The sequence below is a fragment of the Streptomyces sp. AC512_CC834 genome, assembly GCF_019049325.1.
Lineage (GTDB): Bacteria > Actinomycetota > Actinomycetes > Streptomycetales > Streptomycetaceae > Streptomyces.
The window spans coordinates 18,482-38,402 of the sequence record NZ_JAGMUO010000026.1 but is presented as its reverse complement, the minus strand read 5'-3'; the positions used below and the strand labels follow the sequence as shown (position 1 = coordinate 38,402).

The following is a 19,921-nucleotide window of genomic DNA, read 5'->3' as shown; positions in this document are numbered from 1 at the left end:
GAACGCGGGCCTACTCGGTGACCATCAAAGGATCATTCGGGAAGGTACGCCTCCGCGTCCCCGCCCGGGGCTGATCCACAGGTCTTGAGCATTGCTCGGTGAGCAGCTCGGGCACGTCTGCGACCGGCGTCGCCTGATAGCGCGTGTCCTCTGCCTCCCGCTCAGCGCGTCGTTTCGGTTCGCACTGCGGGCACTGGCACATGCTGACCATGTCAACGATCCGCCTTCTGAACCGCAGGCCGCAGTCGGGGCAGCGCCAGGCCGCCTCCCGCCGCGCCTTAACGGTGACGGTGTCCCAAGCGGCGGTGTCGTTGTGCTCCTGGTCCCACCAGCCGAGGACGGGCAGTTCGCTGTCCTTGAAGAGGTCGCGCTGGGGGGATCCGGAGGCTCTGGTGGTCTGTCGCTCGCGTCGGGGGTTGATCTGGCACTGGCAGCCGAATCCGATGTCCCCCAGCCGTGCGGCGCTCAGGCGACCGCAGTACCGGCAGCGGACATGGTGCGGGTCGTCGGACAGGGACGGGGCGGTCAGCGCGCTGAGGTAGTCGTAGCCATTCTTCTCGGCGTGTTCCCGTGCTTGCCCCTCCGCAACGGGGCTCAGGTTCGCGTACGCGCCCATGGCCTGCCGAGCCTCCCGCGCCCACTGCCGCCAGTAGCAGGCCCGACACGTCGCTTCCCGGTAGGTGTTCTTCTCCAGGGTGTACTCGAAGCGGTAGTGCGCCTCACAGCCGCACACCAAGCACCGGGTCAGGCGCCACGCTTTAGGCTTTGTGAAGGGCTCCAGCGGTTCCAGGCCTCCCTTGCGCAAGATCTCCGTGATGTGGGTATCGCACCAGGTGCTCTTCGTACGTGTGGAGAAGGCGGCAGGCTGGCCGCAGTCCGGCTCGGAACACACTTGGGCCGTCTTGCGGGGCGGCATGGAACTCATGTGCGGATTTTCGCAGGTATGAGGCGCAAGTGGCACACCATGGCCGCTCTTCGCTTGCTGACAGCAAGTCGGCGCCCAGCTCTGCCCGGCAGCAAGACCCGCCGTGCCAGCGGCGGGGGGCGGCCATGCCCCGGGCCACGACCTGTACAGGAGTCGCACCCCCGGCCCCGTGCCGGGAGGACGGCCCGGCCCCTGTGGGCCTACGCCGTAGCAGCGCCCTGCACTCACGCGCGGTCATGCCCCGCACGCCGTGCTCGATGCGCTGGTCCCATGCACAGGCGAAGCACTCGGCGCACACTGCGCAGCCGACACACAGCGCCTTGACCGGTTCTGCGCGGCGCTCTCGCCGAACGGCTCCTCGGAGTCGGCCTCCCTGCACTCCCTGCCCGCCCTAGTCGGTGTCTGCTCTCACGATTCGTCGTCCTCTCTCCTGGCCCTCACCCGTATCTGGTTCGGACGCTAGAACACCTGGGCCCCGGCCTTAAGTTCGCAGAGGGAGGCCACGCTTTCGAGTGATCCCGGACCTGGGTGCACGCGCCGCGGCACCCTGAGCAGGTCAGAGTCCGCAGAACGGACTTCCCCGCTCTTGATATCCACTTCCAGTGTCTTGGGTGCGCTGCTCAGGGACGGACGGCAAACGGCCACTCAAGGCTCCGCTGACGCCCAGCTCTTTTGCTTGCCAGTCCCCGACTTCAGTTGCCCCGTGACCACGCCTAGCTCGCCGCAGAGCCCCCTGCAGGAGTTGGTCAGCCTCTTTCCGGAACGGCTGGGTTCGAGTGCGGCCTGGTCGTCGGTGCTGCTGGACGAATGGCTAGGAACAGTGAAGAGCGCACGGCGATAGGGAAAACACTCAAGCGGGCCATGTACGGCCGAGCCTCGTTCGGACTCCTCCGGGATGGATCATGACCCAGCCATGAGCTTCATGAAACTGCGGACGGAGCCGACTTCGAAGATCCCCATCAAGAGTGGACCTTCATGGTCAATCCGTCGTGCGACCTGCGCGTCAGTCAACGCTCCCATGCACAACGATTTCCTGGCGGTCGGAACCGGCGCCGCGCGTCAGCCGTCTGCCCGTACGGAGCCGCCGTACGTCCCGCATAGGGGCGTACAGGGCTCTGAGGAAGATCACGGCGCAAACGCCGGCCCTGCACCGCGACAGTAGTGACGTCAGTCTCGTTGTGCAGAGTCGCTTGCACTTCAGCCAGCCCTCGGCTCGGGTGTCCCTGTGCGGTCAACGGTGACGGAATTGAACTCGAACAACCTCGAGCACGTTCACCAGGAGTGGCGACCTGATGCTCCTTCACAGGCGATCAGCCCGTGCGGCCCCCCGGCATGACCGTCTCCACCCTCGGTGGTCGTCACTGCCAAGCATTCGCTCCTGTCTGGTCCCAAGGCGCCCGGCCAGGCGTCACGCTCTTGGGGGTGGAGTGTGGGCGAACACCGCTTCGGCATGCGCTGCTGCCGCTGGTTCGAATCCCAAAGTGGCGTGCCCCGCCGCCGCGGTGATGTCACGCCAGTGACGCTGCACGGGGTCGTCCTGTGCCTGTGCCCGTACCCCCTGTGCCCGGAAGAGCCTGTCGACCGCCACGGCGCACCACTCTGCCGCCAGGGCTGTGTTTCGCTGGTTCTCTGCGACGTTCAGGGCCGTGGGCGTCTTGTGGTCGGTCTGGTGCGCCGCCTGCTCCAGGAGCAGTTGTGCTGCCTGGATCTCGCCGGAGCTACGGGCCAGAGCCTGCTGCAGCTTGGCTGGTACCTCTTGGCCGCCGGGCCACTGACGCTCCTTCATTTCGCAGACCCACGCGTGCAGCGCCCCACGGGCAGCACCGAGCACGGGTGCTGCGAACTGAAGCCCGGCGACCATCGGGAAGGGCACCATGTGGCACGGGGAGCCTGTGGTCAGGGCAGGGATGAGGTCGGTCAGCAGCATGGATCGGTGGGCGGGCACGTGGACCTCGTCCGCCTGGACGGAGTTGCTGCCAGTGCCTCGCAGCCCCAGCGTGTGCCAGGTGTCCACGCTGGTGAGGTCTGCACGCGGTACGGCAAAGATCCGGTGCTCGCGTGGTCCGCTGGGCGGTTCTCCGTATGCGGTGTTCTGGGTCCAGCTGGCGAGGAGCACCCAGTCCGCGTGGGCGATCCCGCTCACGAAGGACCATGTGCCCGAGAGCGTCCAGCCGTTCTCGCCTATGCTCGCGTTGCCCTGTGGCGGCACGATCGATGCGGCGATCCGCACGTCGGGGGTTTCGGCCCAGAGGTCGTGTTGTGCCTGTTCCGGCAGATAGGCGGCCAGCCGCGCATGGGCGGCGTACAGCGTGGCGCACCAGGCGGTCGAGGCGCAGGCCTCGGCGACGCTTGCCGAGGAGCGGAGGAGCGAGGTGAAGTCACCTGCGGTGCCGCCCCATCGGCGGGGCACAAAGTGGCGGGCGAAGCCTGCTTGCGTGATCGCTGCAGCGAGGTCGTTGGTGAGGCTGCGGCGCTCTTCGACGAGCGCCGCGTCGCGCTGCGCAAGCCGGATAAGTACGGTCGGCGGTTCGGTCAGGCGCCGGGAGGTGCAGAAAGTGGTGGTCACCATGCCGCACCGCACATCTGGGTGGCGAAGTTGCCGCGTACCACGGCTGATGCCAGAATTTTTCCTTCCTGAAGTGCCGTGACACTGATGCCGGGATGCTCGTCGGCGGCCGCCTGGTTCGCCTGACGTGCGTGAAGAGTCACGGGGCGGCTGAGCTCACCGAAAGATGTGAAGGTTGCGCTGACTTTCCTGAGGGGGTCGCTCGTCTGGGGGATGCCGACGAGTGCGGCCTGGCGGCAGGCCTCGAGGAGCAGCATGCCGGGTATGTGGTCTGAGTGGTGGTCGAACAGGACGGGGTGGTCTCGGTTGATCCGCAAGCGCCACGTTGACTGGTCGGTTTCGTGAACGCCGTCCGGCTCCCAGCCGAGCAGCACGTCACGGTCATGGCAGTGTCCTACTGCCTGCGGCGGCACCGGTGCAGCGTGCGATTGCTCGCCCCTGGCTCCCTCGCTTTCTGCCGGGGCGCCGCGGAAGCGGACCAGTTGGTAGGTCTTCGGTGCCATGGCAAGCCAATGCAGGGATGCTCGGCCGATGCGCCGGCCATCGATGTAGGCCGTCGTTTCCAGGCGCATCCCAAATCTGCGGGGGTTGTTCGTGGTCGGGACGCAGACGGCGTCGAGTACGACGGGAAGTGGGGAGTCCCTACGCGGGGGCAGCGGGTACTCGAGGTCGAAGCCGAGGTCGCACAGGACGAAGGGGTGTTCCTGGGGGACGCCGTAGAAGCGGTGCGAGAGAAAGATCGACGTCTGGCGGACGGACTCGACCAGAAGGAACGGGTCGCTGGGGGCGTCCGCGCCGCGGTGTCGAAGGAAGTGGTCACGCGGCCACAGAGCTGCGATGGTGAACCGGTCCTTCCCGATGCACTTCGCATCGGTCAGGAGGACTTCACTGTCGGCTTCCTTGTGTACGGCACTCCGTGGCATCGGGCCGGTGAAGGAGAGGCGGGTCTCTGGCGCCGGCCGGAGGCTGTCGGCCCCCTGGCCGTGACCAGTTGCAGGCATGGTCGTGTCGTGCATCGTGTCCCTCCCCAGGGGAGGGCCCAGCGCCCGGGCGCTGGGCCCTGCCTTGATTCAACAGTCGACCTCGCGACGAAAATATACCCGCCGGAAGGTATATTGCAATGATCGCAGGAGCCGCTTCGTGCACACGCCACGTACTGCGCACAGAAGATCCGGAGAGGGTAGAAGCCGATGCCGAACAGTCCGTCCGCGCCTCCAGGCGGGACTCCTTTTTTCACGGTCAAGCAGGCCGGACGCCGGGGACCGACGCCCCAGCAGGACCGTGCCGCTCGCACCAAGTCACAGGTCCTGACTGCCGCTGCCGAACTCTTCGCGGCCAACGGCTTCCGCCACACCTCGGTGAAGGACGTAGCGGAACGGGTCGAGATGACCAAGGGAGCCGTGTACTTCCATTACCCCAATAAGGAAGCACTCGCCGTCGCCGTCGTCGAGTACCTCTACGCCAAGTGGCCGCTCCTCCTGGAGGAGATCCGGGAGGAGGGCCTGACCTCGCTGGACACGGCCGCAGTCATGCTCGACCGCGCCGCCCTCGCCTTCCGGGACGACGTCGTCGTACAGGCCGGCGCTCGGCTCCAGTTGGAACGCCCCCACATCGAGGCCGAGCTCCCCACCCCTTACGTTGACTGGACCTCGCTACTCACTGAGCTCCTGAGTGCCGCACGGGACGAGGGGCAGATCAAGGCGGACATCGATCCGGCGGGTGCCGCCCGCGCCCTGGTGGCCGGGTTCTTCGGCATGCAGCACATTTCCGACGTACTCCAGCGCCGTGCCGACATCGTCGACAGGTGGCAGGAGGTACGTGACCTGCTGATCGGAGCGATCCGCGCCTGAAACGGCAAGGTCCGGACCAGGAAGACGGCCGCCGACCGTTGAGATGGCACGGCCCCACCAGCCGGCGTCGGTGCGCATGGCCCGTGGGGCTCCCTCCTTGTTCCGGCCGGCTGCTGAGTGGGACCGATCGCCGGACAGGGCCGAGCGCAACCGGTGGCGGGACCACCGTCCGCGGCTTGGGCGGGCATGGGTTTCTGCTCAGCGAGGGGGCGAGAAGTGGCACCTGGGCGTCCGCTAGGCGACGTGCCGCCCCTGCCACCGCCACCGCCGTTCAGGGGCGGCACCCGGGCCGCCAGGGAGAGTGCAGTGGTTCTCGCACAGGGCGCTGGTGCCTCACTCTGTGTCCGATGAGTCCCACTGCGCCCCGCACCGCACCGCTGATCGCGTCATGGCGTGTCGACCAGGCTGGCATATCGGCCCTGGAAGAAGAGCAGGGGGTTGCGGTCATTGACGACGGCGAGGTCCCGCACTCGCCCGAGTACAAACCAGTGGTCGCCCGCCTCGGTGACCGTGCTGATGTCGCACTCGATCCAGGCGTTGGCGTCATGGAGCACCGGGGCCCCGTTGGCGGCCGGATACCAGGACAGGGTGCGGAACTTGTCGCCTCCACTGGTGGCGAAGGCTTGGCAGACCTCGCGCTGGTGGTCCCCGAGGATGTTGACCACGTAGGCGCCAGCGCGCTGGATGCGCGGCCATGTGGTCGAACTCTTGTCCGGGAAGAAGCCCACCAGGGGGGGATCGAGCGACACCGAGGTGAAGGACCCGACCGCGAAGCCGACAGGGACGCCGTCGTGCATGGCCGTGACGACAACGATCCCTGTGGGAAAATGGCCCAGTACGCGCCGGAAGGTGGAGGAAGTGGCCCGCGGTTGGGGTTCTGATGTTGGGGTATGGCTGTCTGCGGCTTCCTGCGCGGTGTCGTCGGCCGTCAGGTTGGCCATCGTGAGGCTCCCTTCACTGCTGCCGGTGGTCAGTCTGACTGGACGGCCAGGTCCCTGATGTTGCGGTTTCCTTCGGCCCAGATGATGGACATGGTCAGACCCCTGATACGCCAGCCATCGGCCGTGCGCACGAGGGCATAGCGGTACTCGCCGGCGAGCGTCCACAGCGGGCCGCCGAACTCGTTGGGCAGCAGGTGTGTCGCCTGGAACATCGCGGTGGCTTCCGCCATGTCGCCTTCGACATCGACCAGTTGGTTGGAGACGAGGTGCTGAGTGGCAGCGAGGCCTTCGCGGTTGCTGCGCCACTTCTCGATGACGTCCTTGCGCGCGAGGGTGACCGGCTCGCCGCCGTTCAGGCTCGTGTAGTCGAGGCGGATCTCGTCGGTGAACAGGTCCACCAGTTCGTCCCACTGGCAGTGGTCCAGGTGCCACCCCATGCGGGTGCACAGCTCGACGATTTCATAGCGGTCGCGAAGGTGTTGATCGGTCACGGCAGGATTCCGTTCCTCGGGGGCGAAGCCGCTTGGAGTATCAGCAGACCTTCTCGGCTTCTTCCAGAGCGAACTTCTCCTGTGGGCAGGGGGAGTGGTGGTGACAGCACCAGGTTTGGCCTGGGATGGCAGCGTGCTCCGTAAGCACGATTTTAACTCTGCGTGACGGAACATAAAAAACCTTCCCAAAGGTTTGACTCTGGTGGTGCGTCTGTCTAGCGTCACTGGGGTGGTGAAAGATTCAGTGGTTGACGGTTCCGGAAGGCAGCGCGAGGCGCTTCGGCACTTCCTGCGGTCCCGCAGGGCACGGCTTTCACCCGACGATGTCGGGTTGCTGGCTACGGGTCGGCGGCACACCCCCGGACTGCGTCGCGAAGAGGTCGCAGTCCTCGCCGGCGTGAGCGCCTCTTGGTACACGTGGCTTGAACAGGGGAGGGATATAAGAGTCTCGGACGGGGTGCTGGATGCGATCAGTCATGCCCTTCGGCTGGATGACACCGAGCGAGTGCACCTGTACCGGCTGGCGGGCACCAATCCGCCGCAGCTCACCTCGCGGGGTGCCGCGCCGAGAGAGGCGTCGCGTCTGCAGCCCGTTGTCGACGGCTGGCTCCCTGCGCCAGCCTTCGTCGTCGACCAATACTGGAACGTCCTGGCCGCCAACAGCAACGCGCAGTCGCTATTGGGGGTTCCAAGCCCTGGCCAGAACTACCTCACGGCCTTCTTCACGGACCCTTCGGCACGCGTCCGCTTTCCTGACTGGGAGGACATGGCAGCCCGCCTTGTGGGCCAGTTCCGCGTCCAGGGGGCGCGCTTCCCTGGGGATGCCCACTTCGACCTGCTGGCGCAGGAACTCTGCTGTGTTGACGAGGCGTTCGCCGGTCTCTGGGCGCGTCATGAAACCTGCAGCACGGCCAGGGCGCGCGTGCGGGTACGTGTGACGGGCCAAAAGAGGGTGCGGTACGAGCACTTGACCTTGTCACTGCTTGAGAACTCGGACCTCCGTCTGATGCTCTACATGCCCTTGCTTCATGTCCAGGAGGCCGGCCTCGACCTGGTGGCCAGCTGAGGTCCGGTCAGCATCCGAGCGCCCAGGTCCGGGTTCCCTGTCACGCCACCAGTGAGAACTCAGCCCAGTGCTGAGCCATGAGCATCGCCGTATCGGCGGCAGCTACTACTGAAGGAGCACGCAGCATGTCCACACTCAGCATTGCCCTGCGAGTCGGCATTCTCGGAGCGGGCAACGTCGGCCGACCCATCGGCCGCCACTGGTCAGCGGCGGGCCACCATGTGACCTTCGGCTCCCGCAGCCCGGAGCGTCTTTCGGGGTTCGTCAGCACCGCATGCCCCGATGCCCGTGCGGCCGGTCTTGTCGAGACCGCGGAAACGAACGACATCCTGCTGCTGTCCGTGCCCTATCCGGCGTGGGAGGAGCTCTTGCAGAGTGTCGGGGACACCTTGGCAGGAAAGCTCGTCATCGACGCCACGAACCCCATGGGCCTCTCCGCCGAAGGGCGCATCATCTCCACTCTGGGCTCGGATCTCACGCAGGGCAGGCACGCGGCCAAGACGCTTTCCGACTCAACTGTGGTGCGGGCATTCACACACGTCATGGACGAGCTGATCTGGTCCCGCGGCACACAGCAGCGGCATTTTTGGGGCATGGGCTACGCAGGTGACGACGCTGCAGCCAAGGAGACCGTGCGCAGCCTGATACTCGACGCCGGCTTCTCCCCCGTCGATCTCGGAGGTCTCGACGATTCCGCTGCACTCGACCCGGGCGGCGTCCTCTTCCCTCACATGTTCACCCCTGCGGACCTGCGTGCGGCGGCTGGCCTCAGCGCATGAGCACGGGCGCGAGGAACACGCTGGGCGGTTCAGTCGATATCGTCGCGGCCGACAGCACCGTCGTTCAGGACCAGACCGCTTCCCGGCCGGAGCCCTCTGTCCGCGCCGTGACCGCAGCACTCTTCGAGCCACTCACGGTGGGTTCTCTGACCTTGGACAACCGCATCGTCATGGCGCCCATGACGCGCGAACTGTCCTCGGGCGGTGTCCCGGGGCCAGAGGTGGCGGCGTACTACGCGCGCCGTGCACGCAACGGAGTCGGGCTGATCATCACCGAGGGTGCTGCCATCGCGCATGCCGCGGCGGAACGGCGCACGTCGGTTCCCCGCCTGCATGGCCCAGACGCACTGGCCGGCTGGTCTGCCGTGGTAGACGCAGTTCACGCGGAGGGCAGCAGGATTGCGGCACAGCTCATGCACGCCGGGCTCGACCCACTGCTGTGGGGCATGGACGCTGTCCAGGTCGAGGCGATCCTGCCAAAGGGATTCGAGCTGGAGAGCCCCTCCGGTGTGGACCCCTCCCGGCCGGAAGCTCCCCCGATGGGCCGGGTCATGAGCCGACGCGACATCGACAGAGCCGTCGCCGCATACGCCCAGTCGGCCGTCGACGCGCAGAGAACCGGGTTCGACGGCATCGAGCTGCACGCCGCGCACGGCTACCTCATCGATCAGTTTCTGTGGCCGGTGACCAACCGCCGCAACGACGCCTACGGAGGCAGTGCTCAAGCGCGCGCCCGGTTCGGCGTGGAAGTCGTGCGCGCCTGCCGGGAAGCCGTGGGACCCTCGTTCCCGATCATCCTGCGATTCTCTCAGTGGAAGGTCGGCCACTACGCCGCCCGGCTCGCCGCCACCCCGGCGGAGCTCGCGGCGCTGCTTGTGCCGTTCGTCGACGCGGGGGTGGACATGTTTCACGCCTCTACCCGTCGCTTCTGGGAGCCCGCGTTCGAGGGAAGCGAGGTGAACCTGGCCGGGTGGGCCAAGAAGGTCACCGGCAAGCCGGCCATCACGGTGGGGTCAGTGGGCCTGGAGGACAGCGACTTTCTCACCTATCTGGATGGCAAGGGTGCCGGGGTCGGTGACGTCACCGCGGTGATCGCGCGGTTGGCGCAGGGCGAGTTTGACCTGGTGGCATTGGGCAGGGCACTGATCGCGGACCCCGAGTGGCCGAACAAGATACGGACGGGTCAGGCGCGTGACCTGGTTCCTTTCGCGGCGGACATGCTCACCACCCTGTACTGACGATGCAGGTGTGGGTTACTCCCCGCGGGGAGTAGCCCACACCTTTGTCCGTGCGCAGCTACGGCTGCGGGATTTCGAGAACGGTCTTGCCGAACTGGCCTCCTGCTTCGGCCAGCAGGTGTGCCTGCGCTGCCGCGGCCAGAGGGAACGCGGCTGCTACAGCGGGCGTCAGCTGCCCGCGGTCAACGAGGTCGGTGAGCGCCAGGAGGCCGGTCCGGTCCGGCTCGACCAGCATGAACAACAGGCGCTTGCCGGTTTGCCTGGCCCGCCGGGACACGGCTTCGCAAGGTGGGCCGGGTAGCGTCACCAGTGTCCCTCCGGGCCGGAGGATGTCCAGGGACCGCGTCGTGCAGGCCCCTCCTACGGTGTCGATGACTGTATCCACCTGCGCGACGGCAGCAGCGAGTTCAGTGTCGGCATAGTCGATGACCTCGTCTGCTCCCATGGCCCGCAGCTGCTCGTGGTGGGCCGTGCGGGCCGTGGCCGTCACCTTCGCCCCCCGCGCCGCGGCGATCTGGACGGCGAGATGTCCCACGCCGCCGGCCGCCCCATGAATGAGTACGTGCTGGCCTACACGGGGCACGGCTGTGTCTGTCAGGGCCTGCCATGCGGTCAGGCCGGCCAGTGGCAGTGCCGCCGCCTCGGCGGAGCTGAGCCGCTCGGGAGCGTGCACGAAGTGCCGGGCCGGGCCCGTGACGAACTCTGCGTAGGCGCCGGCTTCGTGGGGAAAGCGGGGCATCCCCATCACTCGGTCGCCCGGCTCGAACAGGGTGACTCCCGGCCCGGTGGCTTCTACTGTCCCCGCGACGTCCCAGCCCAGCACGAACGGGGGGCGGCCCAGTGTGCCCAGTCCCCCGTCCGCGCGGGTTCGCCAGTCGACCGGGTTGACCCCCGCTGCATGGACCCGCACCAGGATCTCGCCGAGGCCGGGCTCCGGCCTCTCTGTGCTCACTGCCGTGAGGACGCCCGGGTCGCCGAACCTCCTTTGCGTTACCGCGATCATCTGCCTCGTCACTCTGTTCACCTCTCTTTGACTGCATCAAGTGCAAATCTTCTCCGCGCATGCCTTTCCGAGGGAAGTGACCGGCATTCCTATTTTTCCCACCACCAGCATGCGAGGTGACATCAGAAACACGCACTGGACATTCCCTTCGCATCTCCCGAATAGTGATCGACGACACCAGCCATATCGGCGGAATCACTGGAGGGTGCATGCCGGGCAGCACATCTGCACCATCGAAAATATTTCATCGGTCCGTCGACCATGCTCTCGGGCCGCGGCACAAGCGATTCTTCGGCGAGGGCTACAAGCGTGCCGAGCACCGCCTTCGAGACATCACCGTCACGGAAGACCCGGGCCAATCCCCTCGCATCGATGCATCCGTGCAGGTGCGCTATCCGTCCGACTGGTCACGTAAGGGCGACGAAGATCAGCGGCCCCACCTCTCCACCGTGGACGTACTGGTCATCGGTGCGCAGCTCTGCGAAGTGCTTCTGGTGGATGCTGTGGGGCTCACTGTGCACGAGCTGTCGAAGGCAGTCCTCGTCCGGGCCCGGATCAAGGCCGGCACCACCCCTGTGGAGGACGACCTCGATGGCTTCGCCGCGAGCGCCCGCCTGGTCAGCACATGCCCAGCGCCCGGCGAACCCGGCCGGTCCGTCAGCACGATGGACTGCCGCGTGGGGACCCTGCGGATGACATGCACCGTTCGTCACGGACATGCCGCTGAGGCTCCCTCTCTCCCCGGGCGTCACGCGGCGGGGCGTATGGCCCTCGGTGACCCGCACACCCGTCTGTTCGGCACGGGTTTCACCACGCGCCAGCAGTTCGTCGAGGACGTGGAACTCGATGTGGCCTTGAACAAGGCAACTGCCGCGGTCCGCGTCAACGAGGCCGTTCGGACCCCCGCCGCGGGGCTCGAAGCCGAACTGCGCGACTGCGCCTCGCCCATTGACGCTTTTGTCATCGGGCTGCAATTGGGCCAGATCCTGCTCTACGCGATGGACCGGGTGTCCCGTTCCCGCTCGAACACGCTCTGGATGCGCGAAACGGTTCTGGATCTGGATCCAGCGCGTCCCGCGCTGCAGACGCTCGAAGGCACCACCGCCCGGCTGGAACGCAGCAGGAAGTTGACCAACAGCCGGGGGGAGCTCTGGCGCTCCGCGGACATCGTCGGCGAATTTTGCGGCATCGGACTGCGCTGCTCCGTCGCGCACCGCCTTCCGTAGCCCATCACCAGAAGAGGAGAAGCAATATGAACCTGGCCATTTCCGGCACCTATTCGGTCGGCAAGACCCTGACAACCATGGCCGTGTCCCACCTGACCGGCCTGACGCGCAGTTCAGCCATGACCATGCGCGAACTGCTGCCGATCTCCGTTCCAGGCAAGACACTCGAGGAGTGCACCGCCTCAGAGATCATCATGCTGATCATGCGCCGCAATCAGGAACGTGCTGTCAACGAGAGCCACCTGCCCAACGGATTCGTCTCGGACGGGTCCTCGCTGCACGAGTGGTCCTACGGAACCGTGCGGGTGCTGGTGGGAATCAATCCCAACGAGTCGGTCAACCTCGACAACGTCGAGATGACCGACGAGATCCGGTTCTACGCGCAGGTCATGGAGCAGATGGGTGTGCCGGCCAGGCAGCACGCCAAGGCCTCGTACGACTCGTTCGTCCACCTGCCTGTCGAGTTCCCCATCGTCGAGGACGGGCACCGGCCCGTCAGTGAGCGGTTCCGCTCACTGGCCGACGAGATGCTCCTGAAGAACATCAACGAACTCGGGATACCGGTTCACATCGTCGGGGGCACGATCCCTGAGCGCCTGCAGAAGATAGTCGACATCTACGGATTTGCTCCGCAGATGTCGATCGAGGAGGCCATCGCGCTCGCCAGGGCGGACTACGCCAAGATCGACACGACGAGCGAGACCGACCGTGCGCCGGCAGCGGTGGCATGAACGCGACTGCGGCCTTGACCGGTCTGGGCACCGCGCTCCCCTCGCGTCGGGTGACCAACGAAGAGCTGTCCCGGGTGTTGGACACCGACGACCAGTGGATCCAGTCACGCACGGGCATCAAGCAGCGCTTTTGGAGCGCGGGGTCCGCCACCAGTGATCTCGCTGTCGAGGCGGGCCGCAACGCTCTGAGGTCGGCCGGCACAGACGCGGTCGGCATGGTAATCGTGGCGACGACCACGCCCGACCACCCGTGTCCGGCCACTGCTCCGGACGTGGCAAGCCGACTGGGGCTCGGTACCGTTCCGGCGTTCGACATCGCGGCCGTGTGCAGCGGCTTCGTGTATGGGCTGGCCTGTGCCGCTGCCCATATCGCCGCCGGTTTGACAGGCAGTGTCCTGGTGATCGGTGCCGAAACCTATTCGACGATCCTCGACCCCGATGACCGGGCGACCTCCGTCATCTTCGGTGACGGTGCCGGCGCCGCGGTACTCCAGGCCACAGCGTCCTACGGGCCCGGATGCTTTTACGGGTTCGATCTGGGCAGTGACGGGTCACTGAAGGACCTCATCACCATTCCTGACGGAGGCTCACGACAACGGACCTCGGGCAGCGGCCCGGCTGGTTCCTATTTCACGATGCAGGGCAAGCCCGTCTTCCGGCACGCAGTCGACCGCATGACCGAGTCGGCCCGGGCGCTGCTGGAGACAACGGGCTGGGCTGCGGAATCAATCGACCGGTTCGTGGGCCACCAGGCCAATGCTCGGATCCTGCGAGCGGTGGCGGACGGGCTCGGGGTGAAGAGTGATCGAATGATCATGGACATGGACCGCGTCGGCAACACTTCGGCCGCGTCCATACCTCTTGCCCTGGCCCGTGCCGTCACGGACGGAGACCTGGTTCCCGGTGACCGTGTCCTGCTGAGTGCTTTCGGAGGCGGCCTCACCTGGGGATCGTCCGTTCTAGTGTGGCCCGACATCGTGGCGCTGTAGGCCTCAGGACAGAGCATCGTGACAGTTACATCTATGGGTGAGGCGGGATGACCACTACACAGCAGATCAGCGCACTGATCAAGAAGACCTTCGACATAGGAGATATGGAGATCTCCGGAGCAACTGACTTTGAATCGCTGGAATTCGACTCGCTCGTCCTCGTCGAACTGGCAGTGATCCTCACACGTGACTACGGCGTCGAGATCACCGATGAGGAACTGGCTGAGGCCGAAACGATCGAGGCGACCGCCGCTCTGGTGAACAGCAGAAGCCGCACGCTCACGGCCTGACGGGCACGCAGATAGCGCGCATCTGGGCGGAAGGGCGGGATGCCCTCCCGCCCAGATGCAATCAGGAGTAACTACGGTGAATCTGACGAGGTACGCCACGCGTGCCGCAGCCTTCTTCGACGTTGACGGCACCCTGGTCAATGGCACCACAATGTTCGATTTCCTCGCTTGCCATCTGGATGCCTGCGGGCGCCCCGAGGAGTATCCAGCCTTCCGGCAGCGGCTCGACGGCTTGGCGCAGGCCGGCGCGGACAGGACCAGGCGCTGCCGGGCCTACTACGAGATGTACAAGGGCGTACCGGTGTCTTCGGTGGCCGAAGAGGGAACCCGGTGGTTCGCCGGCAGGGCCGGCCGTCCGGGATTCCTCATCGAATCAGCTCTCGCCGAGTTCCGTTCCCACGCTGCCGCCGGGCATGTGACGGTGCTCGTCTCGGGTTCGTTCGCAGCATGTCTGGACCCCCTCGCAGAGCATCTCGGGGCTGACGTTCTGCTCTGCTCCCGTCCCGAGGTGAGGGCGGGAGTGTTCACCGGAGCGATCGGCACTCCGATGATCGGCGCGGCCAAAGCGGACGCGGTGCGCCGCCTGGCCGATGAGCATCACCTCGATCTGGAGCAGAGCTTCGCCTACGGCGACCACATCTCGGACGTTCCTTACATGGAAATGGTCGGGCATCCCGTCGTCGTGGGCAGCGACGCCGAGATGGTCGGCCACGCGGCTGAGTACGGATGGCCGACTCTGGCAGGGGGCCGGGAACAGAAGCGCTCCACAGAAGGGATGCAGCAGTGACAACGGTGCAGCACAGGGCTCTGCGGGTCGCCCTCGTCGGCGCCTACGGCAACGGAAAGACCACCCTGACGACGCAACTCGCGCAGACCACGCTACTGCCGCGGACGCACGGCATGGCCATGCGCGATCCCCTGGGAGGATCGGGAAAGTCCCTGGAGGACTGTACCGAAGCGGAGTTGTTGCAGCTGACGGTGCGCCGGTTCACTGAGCGGCGGGTAGGTGAGGCACTCCTGCCACAGGGATTCGTCTCGGACGGATCCGTTCTTCACGAGTGGGTGTATGCGAAGGTACGCCTGGCACTCGGGCGGTTTCCTGCTGCGGATGCGCGCCTTCCGCCTGCCTGCGGGTCCGGAGCTCTGACAGCTTTTGAGGAGGTTGCCGACCAGATCGGACACTTGGCCATGGCTCATGCCCAGGAGGGCTACGACCTGGTGGTGCATGTCCCGGCAGAGGGCCCGCTGGCCGACTCGCCTCAGCCGATCAGTGAAGCCTTTCGGGCGATCTCGGATCAGCTGCTCCTGGAAGCACTGAGCCGGGCAGATGTTCCGGTCCACGTCGTCACGGGCAGCCTTCACGAGCGCCTTGCAAAGTGCCGCCGATTGATGGCCGCCTGCGCGCCATCGGCACCCTGACCGTCCAGGACGATCCGATCAGTGCGCATCGCCGCGGGCACCGTCTGCACCCTGTGCGGCGGCCCGATCGGGCCGCCGCACAGATGGCCTACCCGGGTCAGGCTGCCGTCGCTGAGGCAAGGCGCCGTTCCGGGTACGCGATGAGCCGCCAGGCGCCGAGACCGCCCAGCAGATAGGCGATGGCAACGGCAAGGAAGCACAGGGCGGCACCATGGTTCCAGTCCGTGATGGAGTTCAGGATGACACCCATGACTGCGATGCCAACCAACGAGCCGATCTGACGGTTGGCATTGAGTACGGAGCCGGCCACGTTGGCGTGCTCGGGGCCGGCGGCATCGACGAGCGCCGCTGTCATGCCGGGCGAGATGATGCCCGCCCCGATGTTCGCCGCGCCGACGGCAACGGCCAGCACCCAGTAGGGCGTGCCGGAGGAGATGGTGACCATCGTCAGGGAGGCGACTCCGGCGAGCAGCAGGAACGTCGTCAGCAGCATGCCGTTGGAGAACCGGGCGGAGATGCGCGAGTAGACGATGTTCGCCACCGGGAAGAAGATGGTCATAGGAAGCAGTTCCAGGCCTGCCTCGAACGGTGATGCTCCGCGGGCATGCTGGAGGTAGAGCCCGAGCATGAACGTGGACCCGAAAAGGGCGAAGTTGAAGAGAAAGCCGACAATGTTGGCGCCGGCGAAGCCCGAATGGCGAAAGAGCAGCCACGGCATCACGAGGTTGGCCGCACGCCGCTCGCGGATGACGAGAGTGGCTGCGGCCACGACGGTGACCGCGTAGGCGGCGGTCACCGGTCCGGCTGCCCAGCCCAGTTGAGGGCCTTCGATCAGTGCGTAGCTGATGGCGGCAAGGAGCAGGATCCACGTGATGTGGCCGGGGACGGCAAGTCGCGTGGCGCGGGTCTCGACCGGTGCAACGTAGCGGTAGGTCATATACATGCCGAGTACGCCGATCGGCAGGTTCAGCAGGAAGATGGACTCCCAGCCGAAGGCGCTCACCATCAGACCGCCGATCGTGGGCCCCAGCCCGGAAGAGGTGGCCACGATCGCCGACCACAGGCCCAGCATCTTCGTGCGCTGACGCTTCTCCGGAAAGGAGAAGACCAGCAGGGACAGGGAGCTGGGCATGAAGAGGGCTGCGCCGGCACCCTGGACCAAGCGGGCCGCAATCAGCGTTTCGGGGTTGGGTGCCAGCGCACACGCGAGGGAGGCGACGAAGAAGACGCCCATCCCCCACAGGTAGATCCTTTTCGCGCCGATCCGGTTGGCCAGCCCGCCCGCGAGCATCAGGAGCGAGGCAAAGGTCAGCACGTAGCCGTCGACGATCCACGTGAGCTGCGTCAGGGTGGTCTGCAGATTTTCCTGGATGGTGGCGCCTGCCACGTTGACCACGGTGACATCCAGGGTCGCCATGACGAATCCCGTGGCCAGTGCTGTGATCTTCAGGCCGCTTGATACCTCGCGCCGCTCTGGCGCAGGCGCGGGTGTCACTCCGGTCTGGGCTGAAGTCATCTTTCTTCTCCTGCGGAGGTCGGGGCGGGCATGTCCTCGTGGGGGCCAGGCGGAGGCGACCGCCCAACTTCAGCCCCCCGCGGGTCGGCTTGGGTCTTGCCGTGCACTACGTATCTACTGAACGCCATACGTTGATGACTGTCAAACTTTGACACTCATCAACGTATGGTGGATGTCGTAGTATGGTGGAGAAATCCGAGGAGGAGGTGAGCAGCCGTGACCGTACGGACCGCCACAGAACGCATCACGGATCATCCCGACGCGAGCGCCATGACCCTGCAGGGCGTGCTGGAAGCACTCGTCGACCCGGTCCGCCGCAGCATCGTGCGCCAGCTCGCACAGGCTCAGGGCGACATGGCCTGCGGCACCTTCGATATCTCAGTCTCCCGCTCCACGGGCACCCATCACTTCAAAGTCTTGCGGCACGCCGGCGTCATCCGCCAGTACTACGTCGGCACCTCGCGCATGAACGAGCTCCGTGCCGACGACCTCGCGCGGCGTTTTCCCGGGCTGCTCGACGCCGTCGTCAGCGCGTCGTCGGCCACGGAGAGCTGAACGGAGCCTGCGGCCCGGCCAGCCGATCGATCCTGCGTCCCCTGCGGGCGGAACCCCGCAGCGCGTCCAGCAGCTGGTGCGTGGCCAAGCCGTCGGCGAAGCTCGCCGTCCGGCTTCCACCGTCGCGGATGTCATCCGCGAACGCCGCATACTGGGCGGCTATGTTGTCCCGCGCCGCACAACGGGGCCCCGCCGCCCGCCCGTGCAAAGCCCCGGTTTCAGTGGGCGCGGCAGCTCCTCGCAGGACGCGCAGGGTCAGGGCGCCGATTTGCAGGCCACGGTCGCCTGCGGACTCAAGGACGAGTTCGCCTTCGGTTCCGGAGACTTCGATCCATGTCCGGCCCCCGAACGACTTGGCATCGTGGACGTGCGCGACGCATATCGCATGGTTGGCGAACGACGCGTGCAGAGCGAGATGGTCCGGGCTGGTCGCCACCACCGTGCTCCCGTCGTCCAGCGTGATCTGCCGGTGCTGCGTGGCCAGTTGCGCCGAAACCGACGTCAGTTCGCTGTCCATGAGAAACTGGAGCGTGTCGAGCGTGTGGCCTCCGGCGACCTCGAGTGCCCCCGCCCCGCTGGCCGCTTCGACGGTGTAGCCCAAGGCGCGGGGCAGCCGTGCACCGGCCGCGACCGACCGGGCCGCGTAGGCGGTCACCGACACGGGACGCCCGATGTGCCCGTCGGCCAGTAGAGCGCGGGCCCGCACAACTGCCGGCGCCCATCTGCCCTGGAAGCCGACGGCAGTGTGCACCCCAGCGGATGCGGCCGCCGTCGTGAGCCGCTCGGCTTCCGCCGAGGTCGTCGTCAGCGGCCATTCGCAGAAGACGTGTTTGCCTGCCTGAAGAGCCGTGGATACCAACTCCACATGGTGGGGCACCTTGACGACGACCGCCACGGCCTCGACGTCGGGATGCCGTGCCAGACGGCTCGGATCGGTGAAGGCATGGGCTGCACCGTATCGGCGGGCAGCTTCTCGCGCGCTGTCCTGGCGTGTGGTACCGACGGCTACGAGCTCGTACTGAGGAAGTGTCAGCAGGGCCGGCAGGTGAGCTGCCGCCGCCCAGCCGTTGTCGGGCGATGCACCGATCACACCGATGCGCACAGGGTTGTGGGTCATGGCCTCGCCATCTGGGAAGCAGGGGCCCGCCCCGGTGGTGCCTGGAGCCGTCCACCCGGGCGGGCCGGCCGGTCTACGGGATGAGCTGCGGGAAGAGGTCGCGGTTGCCGCGGTACCAGTCGACTGCTTCGTACAGGCGCTTGGTGGAGCCGCTGAAGTGCGGGGCCACGTAGCGGGCCAGGAGATCGTAGCTCTGCTTGGTCTTCTCCCAGTCGGCCCAGTCCTGCGCGTAGACGAGCAGGGTGCCAAAGCCCCCGACTTCCTCGCGCAGCCGCCTGATCCCGCCGACCACGTCGTCCACGGAACCCACCAGGACGCTGCCGGCCTCTATGGCAGCCTCCAGGGCCTGGGCGCGGTCGACTCCCGCCACGCTCACGTCCAGGCCGCGAATATCGCCCCAGTATCCGTAGGCCCAGCGGTCGTAGCCCTCGCGGACGTCGCGCAGTGCCTGGTCGCGGCTCTCGGCCACATAGACGGGCAGGGTGATGCGCCAGTTCTTGCGGTCGACGGTCTTCCCGTGTTCGGCCGCGGACTCCTCCGCATAAGCCCACTGGGTGCGCATGTCGGGGCGAGGGTGCCCCGGCCGCGGTGCACCGAAGGAGACCGTGCTGATGCCGTGGCGCCCGGCCAGTCGCATGCTGTTGCCGGAGGCCACACTCGCGGCGGCGATCTCCAGCCCCTCCGGACGATAGGGCGACAGCTGGAGCTTGGCGTCCTGCAAGGTGAACGAGGAGGTTTTCTTCGTCACTCGCTCCTCACCGTTGACGAGTTCGACGACCGCCTCCAGTGCCTCGCCGAAGGCGCCCCGCAGTTCACTCATCTCACGGCCGATCATGCGAGCGTCCGTGGGGATGCCTCCGGCACCCACGCCCAGGACGAAGCGGCCCCGGGTCAGGTGGTCGAGGTGCACGGCACGACTGGCCACCATGAAGGGGTGGTGGTAGGGCAGCGTGGTCACCCCGGTCGCCAGGGTGATGCGGCTGGTGCGGCTCGCCGCCGCCGCAACGATCAGCTCGGGGCTGCCGATCGTGTTCCAGCCCATCGAGTGATGTTCGCCGACCCAGAATTCCTTGTATCCCAGCCGATCGAGGTGCTCGGCCAGTTCGAGATCCCGCTCAAACTGCAGAGTGGGGTCTTCACCCATGGGATGCATGGGTGAAAGAAAGGCACCGAATTCAAGGTGTTCGGGGTACACGAATCCCTCCAGGGAAAGTTGCTG

General features: G+C 66.5%; 20 protein-coding genes. 11 read left to right on the top strand and 9 right to left on the bottom strand.

Going from position 1 to position 19,921, the window contains the following annotated elements:
- Positions 1 to 10: 10 nt before the first annotated feature.
- The 3 genes from KUM40_RS10450 to KUM40_RS10440 form a co-directional block, all read right to left on the bottom strand.
- Positions 11 to 925 (bottom strand): zinc-ribbon domain-containing protein, encoded by a 915-nt coding sequence (locus KUM40_RS10450; RefSeq protein WP_217165402.1) that lies wholly within the window; start codon positions 923 to 925, stop codon positions 11 to 13.
- Positions 926 to 2,333: 1,408 nt separating this feature from the next.
- Complete coding sequence (locus tag KUM40_RS10445; protein WP_217165399.1) at positions 2,334 to 3,494, bottom strand: acyl-CoA dehydrogenase family protein; 1,161 nt, start codon at positions 3,492 to 3,494, stop codon at positions 2,334 to 2,336.
- Positions 3,488 to 4,507 (bottom strand): ScbA/BarX family gamma-butyrolactone biosynthesis protein, encoded by a 1,020-nt coding sequence (locus tag KUM40_RS10440; protein ID WP_217165397.1) that lies wholly within the window; start codon positions 4,505 to 4,507, stop codon positions 3,488 to 3,490. Before KUM40_RS10440 ends, KUM40_RS10445 begins: the two co-directional genes overlap by 7 nt.
- 174 nt (positions 4,508 to 4,681) lie before the next feature.
- Between KUM40_RS10440 and KUM40_RS10435 the strand changes: the two genes are divergently transcribed.
- Positions 4,682 to 5,341, top strand: coding sequence for a ScbR family autoregulator-binding transcription factor (locus tag KUM40_RS10435; RefSeq protein WP_217165395.1), 660 nt, complete (start codon positions 4,682 to 4,684; stop codon positions 5,339 to 5,341).
- A 386-nt stretch (positions 5,342 to 5,727) separates the two neighbouring features.
- Here KUM40_RS10435 and KUM40_RS10430 read toward each other — a convergent pair whose 3' ends face one another.
- Both KUM40_RS10430 and KUM40_RS42090 read right to left on the bottom strand, forming a co-directional pair.
- Entirely contained in the window at positions 5,728 to 6,282 is a 555-nt protein-coding gene (locus tag KUM40_RS10430; RefSeq protein ID WP_217165393.1) for a flavin reductase family protein, read from the bottom strand.
- Positions 6,283 to 6,311: 29 nt separating this feature from the next.
- A complete protein-coding gene (locus KUM40_RS42090) occupies positions 6,312 to 6,773 on the bottom strand; it encodes a nuclear transport factor 2 family protein (protein WP_217165391.1) in 462 nt (153 codons plus the stop codon).
- A 202-nt stretch (positions 6,774 to 6,975) separates the two neighbouring features.
- Between KUM40_RS42090 and KUM40_RS10420 the strand changes: the two genes are divergently transcribed.
- From KUM40_RS10420 to KUM40_RS10410, 3 genes are all read left to right on the top strand, one after another.
- Positions 6,976 to 7,839 carry a helix-turn-helix transcriptional regulator gene (locus KUM40_RS10420; protein WP_308401115.1) on the top strand — a complete coding sequence of 288 codons (864 nt, stop codon included), beginning with the start codon at positions 6,976 to 6,978 and terminating at the stop codon, positions 7,837 to 7,839.
- Positions 7,840 to 7,964: 125 nt separating this feature from the next.
- Positions 7,965 to 8,618, top strand: coding sequence for an NADPH-dependent F420 reductase (locus tag KUM40_RS10415; RefSeq protein ID WP_217165389.1), 654 nt, complete (start codon positions 7,965 to 7,967; stop codon positions 8,616 to 8,618).
- Positions 8,615 to 9,856 carry an NADH:flavin oxidoreductase gene (locus tag KUM40_RS10410; RefSeq protein WP_217165387.1) on the top strand — a complete coding sequence of 414 codons (1,242 nt, stop codon included), beginning with the start codon at positions 8,615 to 8,617 and terminating at the stop codon, positions 9,854 to 9,856. Before KUM40_RS10415 ends, KUM40_RS10410 begins: the two co-directional genes overlap by 4 nt.
- A gap of 58 nt (positions 9,857 to 9,914) precedes the next feature.
- Here KUM40_RS10410 and KUM40_RS10405 read toward each other — a convergent pair whose 3' ends face one another.
- Positions 9,915 to 10,871, bottom strand: coding sequence for an NADP-dependent oxidoreductase (locus tag KUM40_RS10405; RefSeq protein WP_308401114.1), 957 nt, complete (start codon positions 10,869 to 10,871; stop codon positions 9,915 to 9,917).
- Positions 10,872 to 11,023: 152 nt separating this feature from the next.
- Here KUM40_RS10405 and KUM40_RS10400 point away from each other — a divergent pair, with 152 nt between their 5' ends.
- The 6 genes from KUM40_RS10400 to KUM40_RS10375 all read left to right on the top strand — a co-directional run bounded on the left by KUM40_RS10400 (position 11,024) and on the right by KUM40_RS10375 (position 15,514).
- Entirely contained in the window at positions 11,024 to 12,085 is a 1,062-nt protein-coding gene (locus KUM40_RS10400) for an AvrD family protein (RefSeq protein WP_308401113.1), read from the top strand.
- A 26-nt stretch (positions 12,086 to 12,111) separates the two neighbouring features.
- Positions 12,112 to 12,816, top strand: coding sequence for an AAA family ATPase (locus tag KUM40_RS10395; protein WP_217165385.1), 705 nt, complete (start codon positions 12,112 to 12,114; stop codon positions 12,814 to 12,816).
- The gene (locus KUM40_RS10390) at positions 12,813 to 13,805 is read left to right on the top strand and encodes a beta-ketoacyl-ACP synthase III (RefSeq protein WP_217165383.1); all 993 of its coding nucleotides are present in this window, start codon (positions 12,813 to 12,815) and stop codon (positions 13,803 to 13,805) included. Before KUM40_RS10395 ends, KUM40_RS10390 begins: the two co-directional genes overlap by 4 nt.
- 47 nt (positions 13,806 to 13,852) lie before the next feature.
- Positions 13,853 to 14,095 carry an acyl carrier protein gene (locus KUM40_RS10385; protein WP_217165381.1) on the top strand — a complete coding sequence of 81 codons (243 nt, stop codon included), beginning with the start codon at positions 13,853 to 13,855 and terminating at the stop codon, positions 14,093 to 14,095.
- Between the two features lie 76 nt (positions 14,096 to 14,171).
- Positions 14,172 to 14,882 (top strand): HAD-IB family hydrolase, encoded by a 711-nt coding sequence (locus KUM40_RS10380; protein ID WP_308401111.1) that lies wholly within the window; start codon positions 14,172 to 14,174, stop codon positions 14,880 to 14,882.
- Entirely contained in the window at positions 14,879 to 15,514 is a 636-nt protein-coding gene (locus KUM40_RS10375; RefSeq protein ID WP_308401110.1) for an AAA family ATPase, read from the top strand. The genes KUM40_RS10380 and KUM40_RS10375 overlap by 4 nt, the downstream gene beginning before the upstream one ends.
- 97 nt (positions 15,515 to 15,611) lie before the next feature.
- Here KUM40_RS10375 and KUM40_RS10370 read toward each other — a convergent pair whose 3' ends face one another.
- A complete protein-coding gene (locus KUM40_RS10370; protein ID WP_217165377.1) occupies positions 15,612 to 17,030 on the bottom strand; it encodes an MFS transporter in 1,419 nt (472 codons plus the stop codon).
- Between the two features lie 270 nt (positions 17,031 to 17,300).
- Between KUM40_RS10370 and KUM40_RS10365 the strand changes: the two genes are divergently transcribed.
- Positions 17,301 to 17,585 carry a helix-turn-helix transcriptional regulator gene (locus KUM40_RS10365; RefSeq protein ID WP_217165407.1) on the top strand — a complete coding sequence of 95 codons (285 nt, stop codon included), beginning with the start codon at positions 17,301 to 17,303 and terminating at the stop codon, positions 17,583 to 17,585.
- On the opposite strand, the gene KUM40_RS10360 is transcribed toward KUM40_RS10365, so the two are convergent.
- Together KUM40_RS10360 and KUM40_RS10355 are read right to left on the bottom strand one after the other, a co-directional pair.
- Positions 17,557 to 18,702, bottom strand: a complete 1,146-nt coding sequence (locus KUM40_RS10360; protein ID WP_217165375.1) for a Gfo/Idh/MocA family protein — start codon at positions 18,700 to 18,702, stop codon at positions 17,557 to 17,559. The two genes, KUM40_RS10365 and KUM40_RS10360, sit on opposite strands and share 29 nt — an antisense overlap.
- Before the next feature lie 73 nt (positions 18,703 to 18,775).
- Entirely contained in the window at positions 18,776 to 19,897 is a 1,122-nt protein-coding gene (locus KUM40_RS10355; protein ID WP_217165373.1) for an LLM class flavin-dependent oxidoreductase, read from the bottom strand.
- Positions 19,898 to 19,921 lie beyond the last annotated feature (24 nt).